We start from the raw sequence: 20,754 nt of genomic DNA, 5'->3' as shown, positions 1-20,754 counted from the left end.
AGTAATACCGAAAAACATGGCAGAGAAACGCAATATCTTTCTGGTTGGGCCTATGGGTGCCGGCAAAAGCACTATTGGCCGTCAGTTAGCTCAGCAACTCAATATGGAGTTCTTCGACTCCGATCAAGAAATTGAGCGACGTACCGGAGCTGACGTGGGCTGGGTATTCGACGTGGAAGGGGAAGAAGGTTTCCGCGATCGTGAAGAAAAAGTCATTAATGAACTGACGGAAAAACAAGGGATTGTGTTGGCGACCGGCGGTGGTTCGGTGAAGTCGCGCGAAACGCGCAACCGTCTGTCCGCACGCGGCGTGGTGGTCTATCTGGAAACCACGATCGAGAAGCAGCTGGCTCGCACCCAGCGTGATAAAAAACGCCCGCTGCTGCAGGTCGACTCTCCGCCGCGTGAAGTGCTGGAAGCCTTGGCGAAAGAGCGCAATCCGTTGTATGAAGAGATTGCCGATGTCACCATCCGCACCGACGATCAGAGCGCTAAAGTGGTTGCCAACCAGATCATCAACATGCTGGAAAGCAACTGATTGCCGCTTTTCGCGTTTGCCGTCGGCTAATGCGAAAAACTGATTTGTGTTCCCCGCCGCTGCGGGGATCAACCACCGCCGCACCATACAGAGAACTGAGCGCGACATGGAGAGAATTACTGTAACGCTTGGGGAGCGCAGCTACCCGATTACCATCGCCGCCGGATTGTTTAACGATCCGGCTTCTTTTATGCCGTTGAAGGCAGGTGAGCAAGCGATGTTGGTCACCAACCAGACTCTGGCGCCGCTCTATCTGGAGCGTGTCCGACAGGTGTTGGAGCAGGGCGGCGTTGTGGTGGATCAGGTGATCCTTCCCGATGGGGAACAGTACAAATCTCTGGCGGTGTTGGAGCAGGTGTTTTCGGCGCTGCTCGAAAAACCGCACGGGCGCGACACGACGCTGATCGCGCTCGGTGGCGGCGTTGTCGGCGATCTGACCGGCTTCGCCGCCGCATGCTATCAACGCGGCGTGCGCTTCATTCAAGTTCCCACCACGCTGTTGTCGCAGGTGGATTCTTCCGTGGGCGGCAAGACTGCCGTCAACCACCCGCTCGGCAAAAACATGATCGGCGCTTTCTATCAACCCGCTTCGGTGGTGGTTGATCTGGATTGCCTGAAAACGTTGCCGACGCGTGAACTCTCTTCCGGCCTGGCTGAAGTCATCAAATACGGGATCATTCTCGATCGCGAGTTCTTCGTCTGGTTGGAAAACAACATCGATGCGCTGATGGCGCTGGATATGCAGGCGTTGGCCTACTGCATCCGCCGCTGCTGTGAGCTGAAGGCCGAGGTTGTGGCCGCCGACGAACGCGAAAGCGGTCTGCGCGCCTTGCTGAATCTGGGCCATACTTACGGCCATGCCATCGAAGCCGAAATGGGCTATGGCGTATGGTTGCACGGCGAAGCGGTGGCTGCGGGCATGGTGATGGCGGCGGAAACCGCACACTGTCTTGGCCAGTTCTCCGTTGAAGATATCGAACGCATCAAAACGCTGCTGCTGCGCGCCGGGTTGCCGGTTTGCGGGCCGCAGGAAATGGCGCCGGAGTCCTATCTGCCGCACATGCTGCGCGACAAGAAAGTGCTGGCGGGTGAACTGCGTCTGGTGCTGCCGACCGCGATCGGTGCGGCGGAAGTGCGCGGCGGCGTAGGGCATGAGCTGGTGTTGGCGTCGATCGCCGCCTGCCTGCCTGAGCAGAAGCGTAATTAAATCGGACTAAGTAACAGTGGCTTAGCCGCCATTTGCATCTATATTAATACAGTGAGCAGAGCACGACGGGTGTCGCTTTGCCATCATCGGGTTAATCTGCCCGTGCCACGGTAGGTCTACGGTGGTGGGCTTTTGCCTCTAGTTGGAGGGTTTCAGATGGACGAGTTTAAACCGGAAGACGATCTCAGACCTGATAGCAGCGATCGTCGTCCTACGCGTTCGCGCAAGCCGGCCGCCGCGCCGCGCTTCGCCGTTTCGCGCCAGCATTTGATGATTGGCATCGGCATTTTGGTGCTGTTGCTGCTGATTATCGGTATCGGTTCCGCCTTGAAGGCGCCGACCAAGCATGAGGCGGCTCAGGATAGCGGCGCGCAAAACGGCGCGGCTCGCGACATCAACCTGTCCGGCTCTTCGTCGCTGACCACCGCCAACAACGGCGTGCCGGGCGGCACGACGGATACCCACGATAACAACGGCGTGAGCGCGACTCAGCCGCAGCAACCGCAGAACGTCAGCGTTCCGCCGATCTCCGGCACGCCGACCGAAGCGCAAACTCAGCCCCAGCAGGGCGGTGCGCAGCAGCGCGTCGATCTGCCTGGCAACATGGCGGATGCGCTGTCGCAGCAGCAGGGGCAAGTGGATGCCGCGACCCAGGGCATGACCGGCGCAGCCTCGACGCTGCCGACCGCACCGGCGACGGTGATGAGTGGCGCAGCGGCGCGTGAGGCGACGCGCCCTGTGCAAGGCACTGCGCAGCAACAGCATAAAACGCCGGCGAAAACTGCCGCCACCAAACCGACCGCAACGCAGCATAAATCACCGACCACGGTGTATACGCCGCCGGCCAAGTCGTCCTCCACCGCGAAAGCGGGGGCGGTCAGCAGCAGCGGCAGTTCGCTGCAGTCTGCGCCGGGCAGCCATTACACGCTGCAACTGAGCAGCGCTTCGCGTTCCGATACGCTGAACGCCTACGCCAAACAGCAGAAGCTGCAGAACTACCTGGTGTACGCCACCAAGCGTGACGGCAAGCCGTGGTATGTGCTGGTAAGCGGCAACTACGCATCTTCTGCTGAAGCGAAGCGTGCCATCGCTACGTTGCCGGCGGATGTGCAGGCGAAAAAACCATGGGTCCGACCTGTACATCAGGTACAGCAAGATCTTAAAAAATAAATCATTTAAATTTGTGCGCTGATGTGCTGTCTGAAACAGAGTACAATCCGCCGCTCTGAATTGTATAAGTAGCTAATTGACGGCATGAAGAAAAACCGCGCTTTTTTAAAATGGGCTGGTGGAAAATACCCGCTGGTAGACGAGATTCGTCGCCATCTGCCGGCGGGAGACTGCTTAATCGAGCCCTTCGTGGGTGCGGGATCCGTCTTCCTGAATACGGATTACGACGCCTACATTCTCGCCGACATCAATAGCGATCTTATCAACCTGTATAACATCGTTAAGCTGCGCACGGATGACTTCGTGCGTGATGCCCGCACGCTTTTCGCCGATGAATTCAATAACTCGGATCAGTTTTACCTGCTGCGTGAAGAGTTCAATACTAGCACCGAGCCTTATCGTCGGGCGCTGCTGTTCCTGTACCTGAACCGCCACTGCTATAACGGCCTGTGCCGCTATAACCTGCGCGGCGAGTTCAACGTGCCGTTTGGCCGGTACAAGAAACCGTACTTCCCGGAAGAAGAGCTCTACTGGTTTGCCGAAAAATCGCGCAATGCCACTTTTGTCTGCGAGCATTACCGCGATACCATGGCGAAGGCCGTGGCCGGTGCCGTGGTGTATTGCGATCCGCCTTACGCGCCGCTGTCGGCGACGGCGAATTTCACGGCTTATCACACCAACAGCTTCAGCATCGCCGATCAGCAGAGCCTGGCGCATCTGGCGCACCAGCTCTCGGTAGAGAGCCAGGTACCGGTATTGATCTCCAATCACGATACTGAGCTGACGCGCGACTGGTACCAACATGCTGCGCTGTATGTGGTGAAAGCACGTCGCACGATCAGCCGCAATATTCTCGGCCGCAGCAAAGTGAACGAGCTTTTGGCGCTGTATCGCTAAGCCGGGGGACCCCGGCGCATAACAACTCGACCCTACGTTTGGAGAAGCGGATGAAAAAGTTTTTGATTGCCCCGTCCATTCTGTCGGCAGATTTTGCCCGGTTAGGTGAAGATACCGCCAACGTGCTGGCCGCAGGCGGCGACGTGGTGCACTTCGACGTGATGGACAACCACTATGTACCCAATCTGACCATCGGTCCGATGGTGTGCGAAGCGCTGCGCAACTACGGCATTACCGCGCCGATTGACGTGCATCTGATGGTCAAGCCGGTGGATCGCATCGTGCCTGATTTCGCCAAGGCCGGCGCGTCTTATATCTCTTTCCACCCCGAAGCTTCCGAACATGTCGATCGCACCATTCAGCTGATCAAAGAGCACGGCTGCAAAGCCGGTCTGGTGTTCAACCCGGCCACGCCGCTGAGCTACCTCGATTACGTGATGGATAAAATCGACGTGATCCTGCTGATGTCGGTTAACCCGGGCTTCGGCGGCCAGTCGTTCATCCACGGCACCCTGGACAAGCTGCGCCAGGTGCGCAGGCTGATCGACGACAGCGGTCGTGATATCCGGCTGGAAGTCGACGGCGGGGTGAAAGTGGACAACATTGCCGAAATCGCCGCCGCGGGCGCCGATATGTTCGTCGCCGGTTCCGCCATCTTTGGCCAGCCGGACTACCGCAAGGTTATCGACGAGATGCGCAGCGAGTTGGCGAAGGTTTCCCATGGCTGATTTCGGCGCTATCCGCGCACTGGCCTTCGATCTGGACGGCACGCTGGTCGACAGCGCGCCGGGCCTGGCGGCCGCCATCGATATGGCGCTGGAAGAGAGGGGCCTGCCGCAAGCGGGTGAGAAGCGAGTCGGCACCTGGATCGGCAACGGTGCCGACGTGCTGGTGCAACGCGCGCTGCGCTGGGCGGAAGCGGAAGGCACGCCGGAGCAGTGCGGCCGGCTGCGTGAACGCTTCGACCATTTTTATGCTCAGACTGTCGACAGCGGCAGCCGCCTGTTCCCGCAGGTGCAAGAGACGTTGGCCCGACTGGCTGCGCACGGTTACCCGATGGCGCTGGTGACCAACAAGCCGACGCCGTTCGTGGCCCCGCTGCTGGCGGCGCTGGGCATTGGCGACTATTTCTCGCTGGTGATCGGCGGCGACGATGTGACGGAAAAGAAACCGCATCCGGCGCCGTTGTACCTGGTGCTCGGCAAGCTTGGGCTGCGCGCGCATGAACTGCTGTTCGTCGGCGATTCGCGCAACGATATTCAAGCCGCGCAGGGCGCCGGTTGTCCGAGCGTCGGCTTTACCTACGGTTATAACTACGGTGAATCGATCGCCCTGAGCCACCCCGATCGGGTGTTGGAGCGCTTCGCCGATTTGTTGCCCGCTCTTGGGCTGTCATCTTTAGAGAATCAGGAAATTTAAACATGAGTAAGCCCATCGTATTTAGCGGCGCGCAGCCGTCCGGCGAACTGACCATCGGCAACTACATGGGTGCGCTGCGTCAGTGGGTGCAGATGCAGGACGACTACGACTGCATCTACTGCATCGTCGATCTGCATGCCATCACCGTGCGCCAGGACGCCGAGAAACTGCGCAAGGCCACGCTGGATACGCTGGCGCTGTACCTGGCCTGCGGCATCGATCCGGAAAAAAGCACCATCTTCGTGCAGTCGCACGTGCCTGAGCACACGCAGCTGAGCTGGGTGCTGAACTGCTACACCTATTTCGGCGAGCTGAGCCGCATGACGCAGTTCAAAGACAAATCTGCGCGCTACGCGGAGAACATCAACGCCGGGCTGTTCAGCTATCCGGTGCTGATGGCGGCAGATATCCTGCTGTATCAAACCAACCAGGTGCCGGTAGGCGAAGACCAGAAGCAGCACCTGGAACTGAGCCGCGACGTGGGCCAGCGTTTCAACGCGCTGTACGGCGACGTGTTCAAAGTGCCGGAACCGTTTATTCCTAAATCCGGCGCACGCGTGATGTCGCTGCAGGAACCGACCAAGAAGATGTCCAAGTCGGACGATAACCGTAACAACGTGATCGGCCTGCTGGAAGATCCGAAAGCGGTGACCAAAAAGATCAAACGCGCCATGACCGACTCGGAAGAGCCGCCTGTCGTGCGTTACGACGTGGTCAACAAGGCGGGCGTCTCCAACCTGCTGGATATTCTCGCCGGCGTGACCGGCAAGAGCATCGCGCAGCTGGAAGCCGAGTTCGAAGGCCAAATGTACGGCCACCTGAAAGGCGCGGTGGCGGAAGCCGTCTCCGGCATGCTGGGTGAGCTGCAGGAGCGCTACCACCGCTTCCGCAACGACGAAGCCTATTTGCAGCAGGTGATGCGTGATGGCGCCGCCAAGGCGCGCGCGCGCGCGCAGGAAACCCTGGCGAAGGTCTATCAGGCCGTCGGTTTCGTACCGCCGCAGGCGTAACGCTGGCGCAAATAAAAAAGCGGCCCAGGGCCGCTTTTTTTACGTCGGTATCACGCCATTTGCGCCAGGCCGGCGGGCGGCGCCTCGCTGGCGAACCAGTTGAGCTTGCGGCGCAGGTTGACCACGCTGCCGACGATGATCAGGCTGGGGCTGGCGGCCTGCAGTGACAAGGCGCCCAGTTGGCCGAGCTCGCCTTCAATCACCCGCTGGCGGCGGGAGGTGCCGTTTTCTACCAGCGCCACCGGCGTGGTGGCCGCCAATCCATGCGCGATCAGCTGGCGCTGGATCTCCGCCGCCTGCGACAGCCCCATATAGAACACCAGCGTCTGTTGCCCGGCGGCCAGCGTCGCCCAGTCCAATCCGCCGTCGGCCTTGGCGTGGCCGGTCACCAGGCGCACGCTCTGCGCATGGTCACGGTGGGTGAGCGGGATGCCGCTGTAGGCGGAACACCCCGAGGCGGCGGTAATGCCCGGTACCACCGAGAATGGCACGTTGGCGTCTGCCAGCGTCTCCAGCTCTTCGCCGCCGCGGCCGAAGATAAAGGGATCGCCGCCTTTCAGGCGCACCACGCGTTTGCCTTGCTGCGCCTGCTGCTGCAGGATTTGGTTGATTCGTTCCTGCGGCACGCAGTGGTGGCCGGCGCGTTTGCCGACGAAGATGCGTTCGGCGTCGCGGCGCACCAGCGTCATGATCTCTTCGGAGACCAGCCGGTCGTAAACCACTACGTCGGCCTGCTGGATCTGCTGCAGCCCTTTCAGCGTCAGCAAGCCGGCATCGCCCGGCCCGGCCCCCACCAGCACCACTTCACCGCGATCTTCTGGCTGTTCGCTGAACAGCTGCTCGAGCTGGCGTTCGGCCAGCGCGGCATCGTCATTGGCCAGCGACTGCGCCAGCCGATCGTGGGCGAATAACCGTTCCCAGAAGCGACGGCGCGCGCCGAGGCTGCTGAAGCGTTGTTTTACCCGCTGCCGCAGCGAGCCGCCCAGCTGCGCCAGCTTGCCGAGGTGCTGCGGCAGCATCGCCTCCAGCTTCTCGCGCAGCAGCCGCGCCAGCACCGGCGCTTTGCCGCCGGAGGACACCGCGACCATGATCGGCGAACGATCGATGATAGACGGCATGATAAAGCTGGCGCGTTTCGGATCGTCCACCACGTTGCAGAATACCCGTTGCTGGTTGGCGCACTGATACACCAGCGCGTTGACCTCCAGCCGGTCGGTGGCGGCGATCACCAGCCATTTTTCCGCCAGTAGGGCCGGGCTGAATTCGCCTTCGGCCAGCGTCAACCGGCCTTCTTCCGCCCACAGGCGGAACTGCGGGGTGAAGTCCAGGGCGTTGACGGTCAGCGCCGCGCCGGCGTCAAGCAGCAGGCGCGCCTTGCGTTCGGCTATCTCGCCGCCGCCGACCAGCAGGCAGGCTTTGTGTTGCAGTTGGCAGAAAATAGGCAGGTAATCCATCGGCACTCCTCGGGATAATCAGTGTGGGGGCGAAATGCGCCCCCGAAAACTCAGGCGGTCTGACGTGGGGCGGCTTTAGCCGCCTGCGGGCGTTCGGCGCGCGGCGTAGCGTACCAATAACCCAGCCCCATCAGCACCGAGCCGGACAGGATATTGCCCAACGTTACCCACAGCAGGTTGTGGCCGATGCCGGTGAGGGTGTAGGCCTCGCTGTGGTTGCCGAACCAGGAAAGGGCGAACAGCGTCATGTTAGCGACGGAGTGTTCGTAACCCGATGCGATGAAGGCCAACAGGCACCACCAGATGGCGATGAACTTGGCGGCGCCTTCAACGCGGATCGCCATCCAAATCGCCAGGCAAACCAGCCAGTTGCACAGCACTCCCTTGAAGAACAGCACTTCGGCCGGCGCGGTGGTTTTCGCCAGCGCGGCGCTGTGCACCAGGCTGGTATCCACCGGCAGCAGGCTGCCGCCGCCGTAGTAATACATCAGCGCCACCAGCACCGAGCCGAGCAGGTTGCCGAGCCAGGTTTGCGGCAGCACCGCCCACATCTGGCCCTGGCGGATGGTGCCGGCCTTGACGCCAAGCGTCAGGAACATCGTATGGCCGGTGAACAGCTCGGAACCGGCGATGATCACCAGCGTCAGCGCGATGCCGAAGGTGGCGCCCATCACCAGCGGCCGCACGCTTGGGTCGACCAGGTTGCCGAGGGTGAAGATCAGGATGATGCCGAGGCCGACGTAGGCGCCGGCCATCGCCGAGCTGATCCAGAAGCCGAGCGGGGTCTCCTTCGCCAGGCGGACGATGCGCGCCGCGTTGGCGGCGCATTTATTGATCGTGTCGGTAAACATGTTACCTCCTGAAAGGTTATGCCGCGACTTGCACGATACCGTCGACCACCCGGCTGGCGAAGCGGGCGACGGAACGGCTGTCGTCTTCCAGACAGTGGCCGTCGTACAGGCGGAAATGCTGTTTCTTCAGCGGGCTGGCGACCCACAGCTCGCCCTGATGTTCGGCGATGAGGCCGCGCGACAGCACGCTGGCCTGAGCGAACGGGTCGATATTGCTGATGGCGAACACCTGCTCGTCGGCATAGGGACGGAACACCGCCACCTGCCGATCGCCGATCAGGGCGCACACGCCGGTGCCGGGCAGGATGTCGGCGACGGGACAAACGGTAATCCACTGGCTCATGCGTGGCTCTCCTCGGTATCGATCAGGGTGACGGGAATGCGTTCGTCAGGGCGCGCCGGGCGGTGCTGGTCGCGTTCGGCCACCACCTGCACATTCGGATCGCGCAGCGGGCTGTTGATGAAGTGGGCGAAGCGCAGCTGCGTTTCCGGGTGTTCGACGGTTTCTTTCCATTCACAGATCACCGCATCGCGCAGGCGGGCGATTTCCGCTTCCAACTGGTCGTTGATACCGAGCTTGTCGTCGATGATCACTTTGCGCAGATAATCAATGCCGCCTTCCAGGCTCTCCAGCCACACCGAAGTGCGCTGCAGCTTATCGGCGGTGCGGATATAGAACATCATGAAACGGTCGAGGTAGCGCACCAGCGTCTCGCGATCGAGGTCGGCGGCCAGCAGGTCGGCGTGGCGCGGTTTCATGCCGCCGTTGCCGCAGACATACAGGTTCCAGCCGTTCTCTGTGGCGATGATGCCGACGTCCTTGCCCTGCGCCTCGGCGCATTCACGGGTACAGCCCGAGACGCCGAACTTCATTTTGTGCGGGGTGCGAATGCCTTTGTAGCGATGTTCCAGCGTGACGCCGAAGCCGACGCTGTCGCCGACGCCATAGCGGCACCAGGTGCTGCCGACGCAGGTTTTCGCCATGCGCAGCGCCTTGGCGTAAGCGTGGCCGGTTTCAAAACCGGCGGCGAGCAGTTTGCGCCAGATGGCCGGCAGATCGTCTTTTTGCGCGCCGAACATGCCGATACGCTGCGAGCCGGTCATTTTGGTGTAGAGGTTGTACTCCTTGGCGATCTGGCCGATGGCCAGCAGGCCGTCCGGGGTAATTTCACCGCCGGCGGAGCGCGGTATCACCGAGTAGGTGCCGTCTTTCTGGATATTGCCGAGGAAGTTGTCGTTGGTATCCTGCAGCGGCGTATGCTGCGGCTTGAGGATGTATTCGTTCCAGCACGAGGCCAGCAACGAACCGACGGTGGGTTTACACACTTCGCAGCCGTAACCTTTGCCGTATTTGGCCAACAGCGCCTCGAACGACTTGATGCCTTCGACGCGGATCAGGTGGAACAGCTCCTGGCGCGAATAGGCGAAGTGTTCACACAGGTGATGGTTGACCTCGATGCCTTGCTTGCTCAGCTCGGCATTCAACACCTGGGTGAGCAGCGGGATGCAGCCGCCGCAGCCGGTGCCGGCCTTGGTTTCGGCCTTCAGCGCCGCCACGGTGTGGCAGCCTTTGTTGACCGCCTGAATGATGTCGCCTTTGCTGACGTCGAAACAGGAGCAGATCTGCGCGCTTTCCGGCAGCGAATCCACGCCGATGGCCGGTTTGCTGCCCGCATGGGCCGGCAGGATCAGGCCGTCCGGGTTTTCCGGCAGTTCGATGCCGTTCAACGCCAGCTGCAGCAGGTTGCCATAATCGCTGGTGTCGCCCACCAACACCGCGCCGAGCAAAGTTTTATTGTCGGCGCTGACCACAATGCGTTTGTAGACTTCTTTGCTTTCATCCAGATAGACGTAACTGCGGGCGCCCTCGGTGCGGCCGTGGGCATCGCCGATGCCGCCGACGTCTACACCCAACAGCTTCAGCTTGGCGCTCATGTCGGCACCCTGGAAGCCGTTCTCGCGGCCCAGCAGGTGATCCGCGGCCACCTGCGCCATTTTGTAACCCGGTGCCACCAGGCCGAAGGTGCGATCGCGCCAGGCGGCGCACTCACCGATGGCGTACACGTCCGGATCCGACGTCTGGCAGCTGTCGTTGATGGCGATGCCGCCGCGACGGCCAATCTCCAGCCCGCACTGACGCGCCAGCTTGTCCTGGGCGCGGATGCCGGTGGAGAACACGATGAAATCCACTTCCAGCAGGCTACCGTCGGCGAAATGCATGGTTTTGCGCGCCGTGCCGCCGCCGTTGACGATCTCCTGGGTATTTTTGCCGGTGTGTACCTTGACGCCCATGCGTTCGATCTTGCGGCGCAGCTGGTCACCGCCCATCGGGTCGAGCTGTTCGGCCATCAGCACCGGAGCGAACTCGATCACGTGCGTTTCCACCCCCAGGCTTTTCAGGGCGCCGGCGGCTTCCAGCCCCAACAGCCCGCCGCCGACTACCGCACCGCGTTTGCTGCGGCGCGCGCAGGCTTCGATGGCGTTCAGGTCTTCGATGGTGCGGTAAACGAAGCAGTCCTGGCTATCCGAGCCTTTAATCGGCGGGATCCACGGATAGGAGCCGGTGGCCATGATCAGCTTGTCGTAATAGACGGTGCGGCCGGTGTTGGAGTGGATGACCTTCTCATCGCGATTGATGGTGATAGCGCGTTCGCCGACCAGCACCTTCACGCCGTGTTTTTCGTAAAAGCCTTCGCGCACCAGCGACAGCTCTTCGGCGGTGTGGTGCGAGAAATAAGAGGAAAGGTGCACGCGATCGTAAGCGATGCGTGGCTCTTCGCAAAATACGGTGATGTCGAATTGGTCTTTGTCTGCTTTATCCAACAGATCTTCGATGAACCGGTGGCCGACCATGCCATTGCCGACGACGGCAAGTTTGACTCTGCTCATTATTGCCTCAAAATTCTGGTTTCCTAGGCTTACCTTATCTCTCCCGGTGGGCAATTTATTGATGCAAATCAATCACACCCTTATATACCTCTAACGTGGTATATAGATGATTTTTCACGTTTTTTGATAAGTTGCGGATTTTATTCACCTTTAGCTGAAGCGAGTCAGTTTGCATGGAAATTACCCCGCAGGGAGTAAATGCAGGGGGTAGGTACGAAACGGTGACTTTGTCAGCGCGATCCGCTGCCAGTATGATGAAGAAAACCAGCGCAACGGCAGAGGTGAAGGGTGGCGAAACGTCCATTGAAGTTTATCGACAACCTGCGTTTAAGCGGGCATGAAGGATTGTGGCAACTGGCGATCGAACAGGGGCGCATCGCGCATCTGGTGCCGCAGCCGGAAGGGCAGGAGTGGCGCAGCGACGTGTTGGATGCGCAGGGTGGGCTGGCGTTGCCGGCGTTCGTCGAACCGCATATCCACCTGGATACCACGCAAACCGCCGGCCAGCCGGCCTGGAACCAGTCCGGCACGCTGTTCGAGGGCATTGAGCGCTGGGCCGAACGCAAAGCGTTGCTGACTCATGAAGATGTCAAACAGCGTGCCTGGCAAACGCTCAAGTGGCAGATAGCCAACGGCGTGCAGTATGTGCGCACCCACGTCGACGTTTCCGATCCTACACTGACCGCGCTGCGTGCCATGCTGGAGGTGAAGCAGGAGGTGGCGCCTTGGGTGACGTTGCAGATCGTCGCCTTCCCGCAGGAGGGGATCCTTTCCTATCCTAACGGTGAAGCGCTGCTTGAAGAGGCGCTGCGGCTGGGGGCCGACGTGGTGGGCGCCATTCCGCACTTCGAATTCACCCGCGAATACGGCGTGGAGTCGCTGCATAAGGCGTTCGCGCTGGCGCAAAAATACGATCGGCTGGTGGACGTACACTGCGATGAAATCGACGACGAGCAATCGCGCTTCGTCGAAACCGTGGCGGCGCTGGCGCTGAAGCTGGAGATGGGGGCGAAAGTCACCGCCAGCCACACCACGGCGATGCACTCTTACAACGGCGCTTACGCCTCGCGGCTGTTCCGCCTGCTGAAAATGTCCGGCATCAACTTCGTCGCCAATCCGCTGGTAAACATTCACCTGCAAGGGCGTTTCGACAGCTACCCGAAACGGCGTGGTGTCACGCGGGTGAAGGAGATGTTGGAGGCAGAGATCAACGTCTGCTTCGGCCATGACGACGTGTTCGATCCCTGGTACCCGCTCGGCACCGCCAATATGCTGCAGGTGCTGCACATGGGATTGCACGTGTGCCAGCTGATGGGCTACGGCCAGATCGATAATGGGCTGAAGCTGATCACCAGCCACAGCGCGCGCACCCTTAACCTGAGCGACTACGGCCTGGTGGCCGGCAACAGCGCCAACCTGGTGATCCTGCCGGCGGAAAGCGGCTTCGACGCGGTGCGCCGCCAGACGCCGGTGCGCTATTCGATTCGCCAGGGGGCAGTGATCGCCGAAACGCGGCCGGCGGAAACCACGCTGTATCTGCAGCAGGATGAGAAGGTGGATTTTCGGCGCTAAGGCGCAAAAAAAGGGCGCCTTGCGGGCGCCCTTGGTGCATTTAATAAAAAGAAATCAGTGCGTCACGTGACCGTGGCTGCGGTGCTTGGTCACGAAGCCTAGCAGCAGACACATCACGAACACCGCCAGGTACAGGCCGTTGGCGGTGGTCAGCGCCGCGTGCGCGCCGCCTTTTGCTACGATAGGGCCGGTGACCACGAAGGTCAGCATGGTGCCGATGGTGCCGCAGGTCAGGATAAAGTTGACCAGCTTCGGCGAGGAGACCTTGGTCTGCAGCGAGCCGAGGGTGATCAGCGTGGTGTAGATGGCGCTGGAAACGAAGCCCAGGGCCATGATGTAGTAGCCCAGGTGCTCCGGGTTGTCGGTGCTGACGAACAGGTACATCGCACCGGTAGCCAGTGCGGCCAGCACGGTAACGATGCGCTGCAGATCGAAGAAGCGCAGGATGAAGCTGAACACCCACATGCCGACCATGTAAGAGGTCCAGAAGTCACTCACCAGCTTACCGGCTTGGCCGATGTCCATGTTGAACGACTTGGTGGCGTACTCAGGCACCCACTGAATGAAGCCCAGCTGACCGAGGATGTAGCACAACGCGGCGATCGACAGGAACAGCACGCCGATGCCCCACTTTTCTTTCTCGACCGGCTGACCGGCGTCGGCGCCTTTCTTGCCCAGCACCGGGAATTCGGAGCACAGGGTCAGCACGAAGATCCCCACGTACAGCAGGCCGATGCAGGCATAAACCCAGTACCAGCCGATATGGCGGGCCAGCAGCATTGCAGCGACGATCGGGAAGATCATCCCGGCCATGCTGAAGAAGGAGTCGGTGAACAACAGGCGCGAACCGCGCTGGCGGCCGGCATACATGTGTGTGATCAGGAAGGTGCCTATCGACATGGTGATACCGCTAACCACGCCGAGAATGAACATGCACAGCGAGAACATGGTCAGGCTCTTGCCGAGCATCAGCCCTGCGACCGCCAGCACCATCAGGACAAAGCCGAAGATCAGCTGACGCTTCAGCGGGATGATTTCCATCAGCCAGGCATTGAGGAAGATCGAAATCAAAATACCGGCGTTGAGGAAAGTAAAGGTGTTACTCATGCTGGAAACCGGCAGATTAAAGTACTCTGCAATGTTTCCCATCACCATCCCTGTGACGATCACTAAAGCACCGGTCAGCGCGTACGAAAAGAAGCTGATCCAGGTAAGCCGTATGCGGTTACTGTCATTCATTGTATAGGCCTGAATATGTCTGTTAGAGGTTTTAAAGCTGGCATAAGGCCGCTGGCTTTTCCTGGCAAACGCAGAAAAAAGTCCCGATCAGGCCACCAGGGGGCGGATCCTAGCACAGACAACGGGATTTTTTGTGATGGCTGTCGATTTTTTGATGCAACCCATGAAGGGATGATACGCATTATTGTGATCTATTTGCGTACCGTCACAATAGAATCGCGGTTGACGATCGTCGGCTCAAACCGGTGCTCCGGGGTGGCGGGGTCGATCAGCCTGCGCGCCGCGTATTGGGCCATCTCGCTGATGGGAAAATGCACGCTGCTCAACGCCGGGCGCACGAAAGGCGCGCGTTCGCCGCTGTCGTAGCAGATCAAGGAGATATCCTGCGGCACCCGCAGGCGGTGCTCGTTGATCGCCAGCAGGGCGCCGATCGCCATTTCTTCGTTGCAGCAGTAGATGGCGCTGGGCCGCGCGGCTTGCTGCATCAGTTGATCGGCGCAGCGGTAACCGCTTTCCAGATCGTAGACGCCCTCCAGACAGGCTACCGGTGCGATATTCGCCGCCTGCATCGCCTCTTCAAACCCCTGCAGCCGCAGGCGGCTCGATGGGCGTTCACGCGGGCCGCTGATGCAGGCGATGCGCCGGTGCCCGGCATCGAGCAGCTGCTGCGTCGCCATGCGGCTGGCGAGCGGGTGATCGAAGGTGACGCAGCGGGCTTCCAGCCCCGGAACCAGACGATCGAGCAACACGAAATCACGTTGTTCCGCCGCCAGCTGGCGCAGTCGATCGTCGCTGAGAAAACGCACGTGCAGGATCACGCCGTCGCATCGCAGGCTAAATAGCCGCTGCACCGCCTGCCATTCGTTTTCGGCGCTGTTGCGGCCCTGGGTCACCAGCAGCTGTTTGCCGTGGGATTCGGCCTCGGTCTGCACGAAATCCATCAGCGCGCCGAAGAAGCCGCCGCGGTACGACGTGGTGACCAGCCCGAGGGTATTGCTGTGGCTGGAGGCGAGGGCGCGGGCCGCCGGGTTGGGGGTATAACCGAGCTGAGCGACGGCGCGTTCAACCTTCTCGCGGGTCGGTGCCTTGACGTTGCTGTCGCCGTTCACCACCCGCGATACGGTGGCGCGCGAAACGCCCGCCAGCGCTGCGACATCTTCCAGTGTCACCATCGTCCCACTCCTGAATTACGGCTAAAAAAATGGGTTCGGCGCGCCGAACCCCTGTCTGGCTGCGTTGGCCGCTTACCTGAACTGCGGCAAATACGGCGCGTTTATCGTCAACACCTCTTCCAGCAGCGGCTGCGCCAGATTGGCGTTGCCCACTAACGGGTTGGCGATCAATGCCAGCAACCCGCTGCGGCGATCGCCGTGCACTGCGGCTTCGATGGTCAGACGTTCGTAGGCTTTCACCTGTTGCGTCAGGGCCTGCATCGGCTCGGGCAGCGGGCCGAAGGTCAGCGGGTGCGCGCCCTGGGCATCGACGATACAGTTGATTTCTATCACAGCATCGTCCGGCAGGCCATGGATTGCGCCGCGGTTTGCGGTGTTGACCACTAATTGCGTACCGAGATTATTATGGATAGCACGAATCAGCTCCAGCGCAACTTCGGAATAGAAAGAACCGCCGCGGAAGCTGAGCTGTTCCGGTTTCGTGTCCAGCTGCGGATCGGCATACAGCTCGAACAGCTCTTTTTCTACCTGCATCACCTGCTCGGCGCGGGTGCCGCGCTCGCCGGCGGCGGCCATCTCTTCCGCCAGCATCTCACGGGTCTGGTAAAAATAGCGGTGGTACGGGCAGGGGATCGCGCCGAGTGCGCGCAGGAAGTCCGGCTGCCAGGGCTCTTCCTTGATGTTGTTCATGGTCAGCGCCGCGCCGTCGCACAGCATGTCGATCACCTTGGCGGTGACATCGCGCCCCAGGTGTGTGACCTGATGCACCCAGACCATGTGGTTCAGGCCGGCGAACTGCAGCTGCGCCTCGGCGTAAGGCGCCTGCAGCATGTTGGCGATCATGTGATGCATGCTGATCGGCACGTTGCACAGGCCGATAATCTTCGCTTTGGTAAAGCGAGACACCGCCTCGGTGACGATACCGGCCGGGTTGGTGAAGTTGATGATCCAGGCGTCCGGCGCCAGCTTTTCTACCCGGCGGGCGATATCCAGCATCACCGGGATGGTGCGCAGCGCCTTGGCGAAGCCGCCGACGCCGGTGGTTTCCTGGCCGAGCAGCTGGTATTTCAGGCCCAGCCGTTCATCGGCGGCGCGCGCCGGCAGTTGCCCGACGCGGAATTGGGTCAGCACGAAAGCGGCGCCGCGAATGGCGTCGTCCAGCGCGAAGTGCACGCTGACCTTCACCTGTTCCAGCCCGTGGCGCGCCAGCATGCGGCGGGTCAGGGCGGCGATGGTTTCCACTTTTTGCCGGCCCGGTTCAACGTCCACCAGCGCCAGTTCGGTGACCGGCAGCTCCTCGATGCGTTGGATCAGCCCATCGACCAACTCGGGGGTATAGCTGCTGCCGCCGCCGATCACGGCGATTTTGAGCGTGCTCATGGGCGGCCCTCCGTCTGCGACTGACGGCGGTAGAGCTCGATCATGTCGTCGGCCAGATCCTGGATCACCATGGCGTTCATCAGATGATCTTGCGCATGCACGGTGATCAGGTTGATCGCCAGCTTGCCGCAACCTTCGTCCAGGCCGATCAGCTCGGTCTGGATCAGGTGCGCTTTCTTCACCCACTCTTTGGACTCGGCCATGTGTTTGGCCGCGGCGGCGAAGTCGCCGGCGCGCGCTTGCCGCAACGCCATCAACGCACTGCTGCGCGCGCTGCCGGAGAACACCAGCAGTTCCATGATGGTGCTTTCAAACTCGGGGCTGACTTCAGTCATCAATTCACTCACGTCATTTCTCCAGGGGTTGCGCGGCGACGCCGCCGTGGGATGCTTCAGTATCCGCTCTTTTTAAAATGAGAGCGCTCTCATTCGTATAGAGTAACGACAATGCGTGTGCAAACTGGGAGGTAGATCGCAAAAACCGACCCAGGGCGGCATGGGGCAAAAAATGCGTGATGCGGTTGGCAAAAAAGCCTTCTGCGCCCATACTTTCCGCAGCAAAATTCAGGGCCGCCTAGGATATGTCCCGTAATTGGGTAAATATAGGTAAATGGCTGGCACTTGCCGATACAGCTCTTTAGAATCAAAGCGCTTTTCCGTTGTTTGTCTCTCAGAGAAAGGACCCGTTAATGTTCAAACGTACTTTAGTGACCTTCGTCGCGCTGTGTTCCCTGACCGCAGTAGCGCCAGCCGCGCTCGCCGCCGGTGAGACCCACGTCATGCTGACGACCTCGGCGGGGAATATCGAGTTGGCGCTCGACAGCCAGAAGGCACCGGTTTCCACCCAGAACTTCGTCGATTACGTGAACAGCGGGTACTACAACAACACCATCTTCCACCGCGTGATCCCGGGTTTTATGATCCAGGGCGGCGGTTTCACCGCTGATATGCAGCAAAAATCCACCAAGGCGCCGATCAAGAACGAAGCCGACAACGGCTTGCGCAATCTGCGCGGCACCATCTCAATGGCGCGCACCGCCGATAAAGACAGCGCCACCAGCCAGTTCTTCCTGAACGTGGCGGATAACGCCTTCCTGGATCACGGACAGCGCGACTTCGGCTACGCGGTGTTCGGCAAAGTGGTGAAAGGCATGGACGTGGTGGACAAGATTGCCCAGGTACCAACCGGCAACGTCGGCCCTTACCAGAATGTGCCGACCAAACCGGTGGTGATTCTGTCGGCCAAGGTGCTGCCGTAAGTTTTTTGGCCGATCCCGCCGGGGTCGGCCGCTCCTTCCTTCCGAAGCCTTGCCTTCATCACTGTTTTCTCCCGCGCCCCATGCTCTAATCGGCAGACAATAATCAGACCGGAAATCCGGCGTTCGCCCTTTGTTGTCTCTGGATGAGTTGCTGCCATGTATGAATTTAACCAGGTGCTGTTGCTGTTGCAGCAGATGTGCGTCTATCTCGTTATCGCCTATCTGCTGAGCAAAACCCCGCTGTTCATCCCGCTGATGCAGGTGACCATCCGCCTGCCGCACAAGCTGCTGTGCTATGTGATCTTCTCGGTGTTCTGCATCATGGGCACCTATTTCGGGCTGCACATTCAGGATTCGATCGCCAATACCCGCGCGATAGGCGCGGTTCTGGGCGGGTTGCTGGGCGGGCCATCGGTAGGCTTTCTGGTCGGGCTGACCGGCGGCCTGCACCGGTATACGCTCGGCGGCATGACCGACGTGGCCTGCGCGATCTCCACGGTGTCGGAAGGCCTGGTCGGCGGCATCGTACACAGCATCGCCATGCGCCGGGGGCGCATCGAGCTGCTGTTCAATCCGCTGTTCGTCGGCGGTGTGGCGCTGGTGGCGGAAGTGCTGCAGATGGCGATCATCCTGGCGGTGGCGCGCCCCTACGACGAAGCGTTGCAGCTGGTGGAGCACATCGCGCTGCCGATGATGATCGCCAATACCGTCGGCGCGGCGATGTTCATGCAGATCTTGCTGGATCGGCGCGCGATGTTCGAAAAATACACCAGCGCCTTCTCTTCCAAGGCGCTGAAGATTGCCGAGCGCACCGAGGGCATCCTGCGGCAGGGGTTCGATCAGGAAAACAGCATGAAAGTCGCCCGGGTGATCTATCAGGAGCTGGGCATCGGCGCGGTGGCGATCACCGATCGCGACAAGCTGCTGGCCTTTATCGGCATCGGCGACGATCACCACCTGCCCGGCACGCCGATCGCCTCGGTGCATTCGCATCGCGCCATCGACAACAACGAGGTGGTGTACGCCGACGGCAATCAGCTTTCTTACTGCTGCTCGATCAATCCGGCCTGCAAGCTGGGATCGACGCTGGTGATCCCGCTGCGCGGCGAAAACCAGCGAGTGATCGGCACCATCAAGCTGTATGAACCGAAAAGCCAGCTGTTCAGCACCATCAACCGTACGCTGGGTGAAGGCATCGCCAGCCTGCTGTCGGCGCAGATCATGGCCGGACAATACGAGCGCCACAAGCAGCTGCTGGCGCAGTCGGAGATCAAGCTGCTGCATGCGCAGGTCAATCCGCATTTCCTGTTCAATGCCCTGAATACCTTGGTGGCGGTGATCCGCCGCGATGGCGAGCGTGCCTGCGAACTGGTGCAGTCCCTCTCGACCTTCTTTCGTAAAAACCTCAAACGCTCGGATGACGAAGTCAGCCTGGCGGACGAGATTGAACATGTGAACGCCTACCTGCAGATCGAGAAAGCGCGCTTTGCCGATCGGCTTGAGATCGCGGTATCGCTGCCCGAGGCGCTGTTGGCGGTGCGGCTGCCGGCGTTCTCGCTGCAGCCGATCGTCGAAAACGCCATCAAGCATGGCACCTCGCATCTGTTGGGCGTGGGCCGCATCGAAATCGGCGCCTGCTGCGAAGGCGAGCATCTGCTGTTGCAGGTGACGGACAACGCCGGGCTGTTCCAGCAGAAACCGAACTGCAGCGGGTTGGGTATGAATCTGGTGGATAAACGCATTCGCGTGCGCTACGGCGAAGGCTATGGCGTGCAGGTGGATTGTCGGCCAGACGCCTATACCCGCATTACGCTCAATGTTCCCATGGAGAGGGCCGCCTGATGTTAAACGCACTGATTGTTGACGATGAACCTTCCGCGCGCGACAACCTGCGCCATCTGCTGGAGGCCGAGGCGGAGATCACCATCATCGGCGAATGCGCCAACGCCATCGAAGCCATCAGCCAGATCCACCGGCTGCAACCGGACGTAGTGTTTCTCGATATCCAGATGCCGCGCATCAGCGGGCTGGAAATGGTTGGCATGCTGGATCCCAACCGCATGCCGCACATCGTGTTTCTGACCGCCTACGACGAATACGCAGTGCAGGCGTTCGAGGAACATGCCTTCGACTATCTGCTGAAGCCGGCGGAGCCGAAGCGGCTGAGCAAGACGCTGCAACGCCTGCGGCAGCGCAGTGCGCCGCAGGACGTAGCGGCGCTGGATGAGAGCGCCGGTTACCTGAAATACATTCCCTGCACCGGCCACAGCCGCATCTATCTGCTGCGGTTCGACGAGGTGTTGGCGATCCGTTCCAAACTGAGCGGGGTCTTCGTGGTGCGCAGCGACGGCATGGAGTGTTTCACCGAGCTGACGCTGCGCACGCTGGAAAGCCGTACGCCGCTGGTGCGCTGCCATCGGCAGTATCTGGTCAACCTGGAGCAGGTACGCGAGATCCGTTTCGAAGAGGGCGGCGCGGCGGAAATGATCATGTCGGCCGGCGATCCGGTTCCGGTCAGCCGGCGCTATTTGAAGGCGCTGAAAGAGCAACTGGGGCTGCGGGGGTGAGGCAGACCTTAGGGGGATTCTGAAAAGACAGGTATCATGGGCGCCCCGACGGCGCCCATTTTGTTTGTCCTTGACGGGGGTACGCGGCGCTTATAGCTTTATTGCATCAACAGGCGCGTTTCGCGCCGCGT

19 protein-coding genes are annotated in these 20,754 nt (G+C 60.7%); 11 read left to right on the top strand and 8 right to left on the bottom strand.

What is annotated here, in order from left to right; all coding sequences use genetic code 11:
- Window positions 1–16: 16 nt before the first annotated feature.
- From aroK to trpS, 7 genes are all read left to right on the top strand, one after another.
- Complete coding sequence (aroK, locus tag EGY12_RS05920) at window positions 17–538, top strand: shikimate kinase AroK (RefSeq protein WP_004391482.1); 522 nt, start codon at window positions 17–19, stop codon at window positions 536–538.
- A gap of 106 nt (window positions 539–644) precedes the next feature.
- Window positions 645–1,745: a 3-dehydroquinate synthase gene (gene aroB / locus EGY12_RS05915; protein WP_123892854.1), complete on the top strand. Its 1,101-nt coding sequence runs from the start codon at window positions 645–647 to the stop codon at window positions 1,743–1,745.
- Between the two features lie 156 nt (window positions 1,746–1,901).
- On the top strand, window positions 1,902–2,915 hold the full coding sequence (locus EGY12_RS05910) for an SPOR domain-containing protein (protein WP_123892853.1): 1,014 nt from the start codon (window positions 1,902–1,904) through the stop codon (window positions 2,913–2,915).
- An 84-nt stretch (window positions 2,916–2,999) separates the two neighbouring features.
- Window positions 3,000–3,812 carry an adenine-specific DNA-methyltransferase gene (dam, locus tag EGY12_RS05905; RefSeq protein ID WP_004930319.1) on the top strand — a complete coding sequence of 271 codons (813 nt, stop codon included), beginning with the start codon at window positions 3,000–3,002 and terminating at the stop codon, window positions 3,810–3,812.
- A gap of 50 nt (window positions 3,813–3,862) precedes the next feature.
- Window positions 3,863–4,540: a ribulose-phosphate 3-epimerase gene (gene rpe, locus EGY12_RS05900; protein ID WP_123892852.1), complete on the top strand. Its 678-nt coding sequence runs from the start codon at window positions 3,863–3,865 to the stop codon at window positions 4,538–4,540.
- Window positions 4,533–5,231, top strand: a complete 699-nt coding sequence (locus tag EGY12_RS05895; RefSeq protein ID WP_123892851.1) for a phosphoglycolate phosphatase — start codon at window positions 4,533–4,535, stop codon at window positions 5,229–5,231. The genes rpe and EGY12_RS05895 overlap by 8 nt, the downstream gene beginning before the upstream one ends.
- 2 nt (window positions 5,232–5,233) lie before the next feature.
- On the top strand, window positions 5,234–6,241 hold the full coding sequence (trpS, locus tag EGY12_RS05890) for a tryptophan--tRNA ligase (protein ID WP_025304534.1): 1,008 nt from the start codon (window positions 5,234–5,236) through the stop codon (window positions 6,239–6,241).
- A 50-nt stretch (window positions 6,242–6,291) separates the two neighbouring features.
- Here the strand turns inward: trpS and cysG are convergent, their stop codons facing one another.
- From cysG to nirB, 4 genes are read right to left on the bottom strand one after another with little or no spacing between them, the layout of a single operon-like run.
- Window positions 6,292–7,695, bottom strand: coding sequence for a siroheme synthase CysG (gene cysG / locus EGY12_RS05885; RefSeq protein WP_123892850.1), 1,404 nt, complete (start codon window positions 7,693–7,695; stop codon window positions 6,292–6,294).
- A 50-nt stretch (window positions 7,696–7,745) separates the two neighbouring features.
- On the bottom strand, window positions 7,746–8,546 hold the full coding sequence (nirC, locus tag EGY12_RS05880) for a nitrite transporter NirC (RefSeq protein ID WP_123892849.1): 801 nt from the start codon (window positions 8,544–8,546) through the stop codon (window positions 7,746–7,748).
- A gap of 16 nt (window positions 8,547–8,562) precedes the next feature.
- Complete coding sequence (nirD, locus tag EGY12_RS05875; protein WP_063991685.1) at window positions 8,563–8,889, bottom strand: nitrite reductase small subunit NirD; 327 nt, start codon at window positions 8,887–8,889, stop codon at window positions 8,563–8,565.
- Window positions 8,886–11,435 carry a nitrite reductase large subunit NirB gene (nirB, locus tag EGY12_RS05870; RefSeq protein WP_123892848.1) on the bottom strand — a complete coding sequence of 850 codons (2,550 nt, stop codon included), beginning with the start codon at window positions 11,433–11,435 and terminating at the stop codon, window positions 8,886–8,888. The genes nirD and nirB overlap by 4 nt, the downstream gene beginning before the upstream one ends.
- 303 nt (window positions 11,436–11,738) lie before the next feature.
- Between nirB and EGY12_RS05860 the strand changes: the two genes are divergently transcribed.
- The gene (locus EGY12_RS05860) at window positions 11,739–13,007 is read left to right on the top strand and encodes a cytosine deaminase (RefSeq protein WP_305792271.1); all 1,269 of its coding nucleotides are present in this window, start codon (window positions 11,739–11,741) and stop codon (window positions 13,005–13,007) included.
- 54 nt (window positions 13,008–13,061) lie between these two features.
- Here the strand turns inward: EGY12_RS05860 and tsgA are convergent, their stop codons facing one another.
- The 4 genes from tsgA to EGY12_RS05840 all read right to left on the bottom strand — a co-directional run bounded on the left by tsgA (window position 13,062) and on the right by EGY12_RS05840 (window position 17,133).
- Entirely contained in the window at window positions 13,062–14,246 is a 1,185-nt protein-coding gene (tsgA, locus tag EGY12_RS05855; protein WP_033636290.1) for an MFS transporter TsgA, read from the bottom strand.
- 191 nt (window positions 14,247–14,437) lie between these two features.
- Window positions 14,438–15,418, bottom strand: coding sequence for a LacI family DNA-binding transcriptional regulator (locus tag EGY12_RS05850; RefSeq protein ID WP_123892845.1), 981 nt, complete (start codon window positions 15,416–15,418; stop codon window positions 14,438–14,440).
- Between the two features lie 72 nt (window positions 15,419–15,490).
- Complete coding sequence (locus EGY12_RS05845) at window positions 15,491–16,798, bottom strand: 6-phospho-beta-glucosidase (protein ID WP_123892844.1); 1,308 nt, start codon at window positions 16,796–16,798, stop codon at window positions 15,491–15,493.
- A complete protein-coding gene (locus EGY12_RS05840) occupies window positions 16,795–17,133 on the bottom strand; it encodes a PTS lactose/cellobiose transporter subunit IIA (RefSeq protein WP_123895561.1) in 339 nt (112 codons plus the stop codon). The genes EGY12_RS05845 and EGY12_RS05840 overlap by 4 nt, the downstream gene beginning before the upstream one ends.
- Window positions 17,134–17,486: 353 nt before the next feature.
- Here EGY12_RS05840 and ppiA point away from each other — a divergent pair, with 353 nt between their 5' ends.
- The 3 genes from ppiA to btsR all read left to right on the top strand — a co-directional run bounded on the left by ppiA (window position 17,487) and on the right by btsR (window position 20,623).
- Window positions 17,487–18,056 carry a peptidylprolyl isomerase A gene (ppiA, locus tag EGY12_RS05830; protein WP_041036990.1) on the top strand — a complete coding sequence of 190 codons (570 nt, stop codon included), beginning with the start codon at window positions 17,487–17,489 and terminating at the stop codon, window positions 18,054–18,056.
- Between the two features lie 156 nt (window positions 18,057–18,212).
- A complete protein-coding gene (locus EGY12_RS05825) occupies window positions 18,213–19,898 on the top strand; it encodes a sensor histidine kinase (RefSeq protein ID WP_123892842.1) in 1,686 nt (561 codons plus the stop codon).
- On the top strand, window positions 19,898–20,623 hold the full coding sequence (btsR, locus tag EGY12_RS05820; RefSeq protein WP_123892841.1) for a two-component system response regulator BtsR: 726 nt from the start codon (window positions 19,898–19,900) through the stop codon (window positions 20,621–20,623). The genes EGY12_RS05825 and btsR overlap by 1 nt, the downstream gene beginning before the upstream one ends.
- Window positions 20,624–20,754 lie beyond the last annotated feature (131 nt).

Origin of the sequence: Serratia sp. FDAARGOS_506, from assembly GCF_003812745.1 — a bacterium.
GTDB lineage: Bacteria > Pseudomonadota > Gammaproteobacteria > Enterobacterales > Enterobacteriaceae > Serratia.
Note: the sequence above shows the minus strand (reverse complement) of the source record. Positions and strands in the feature narration are given on the sequence as shown.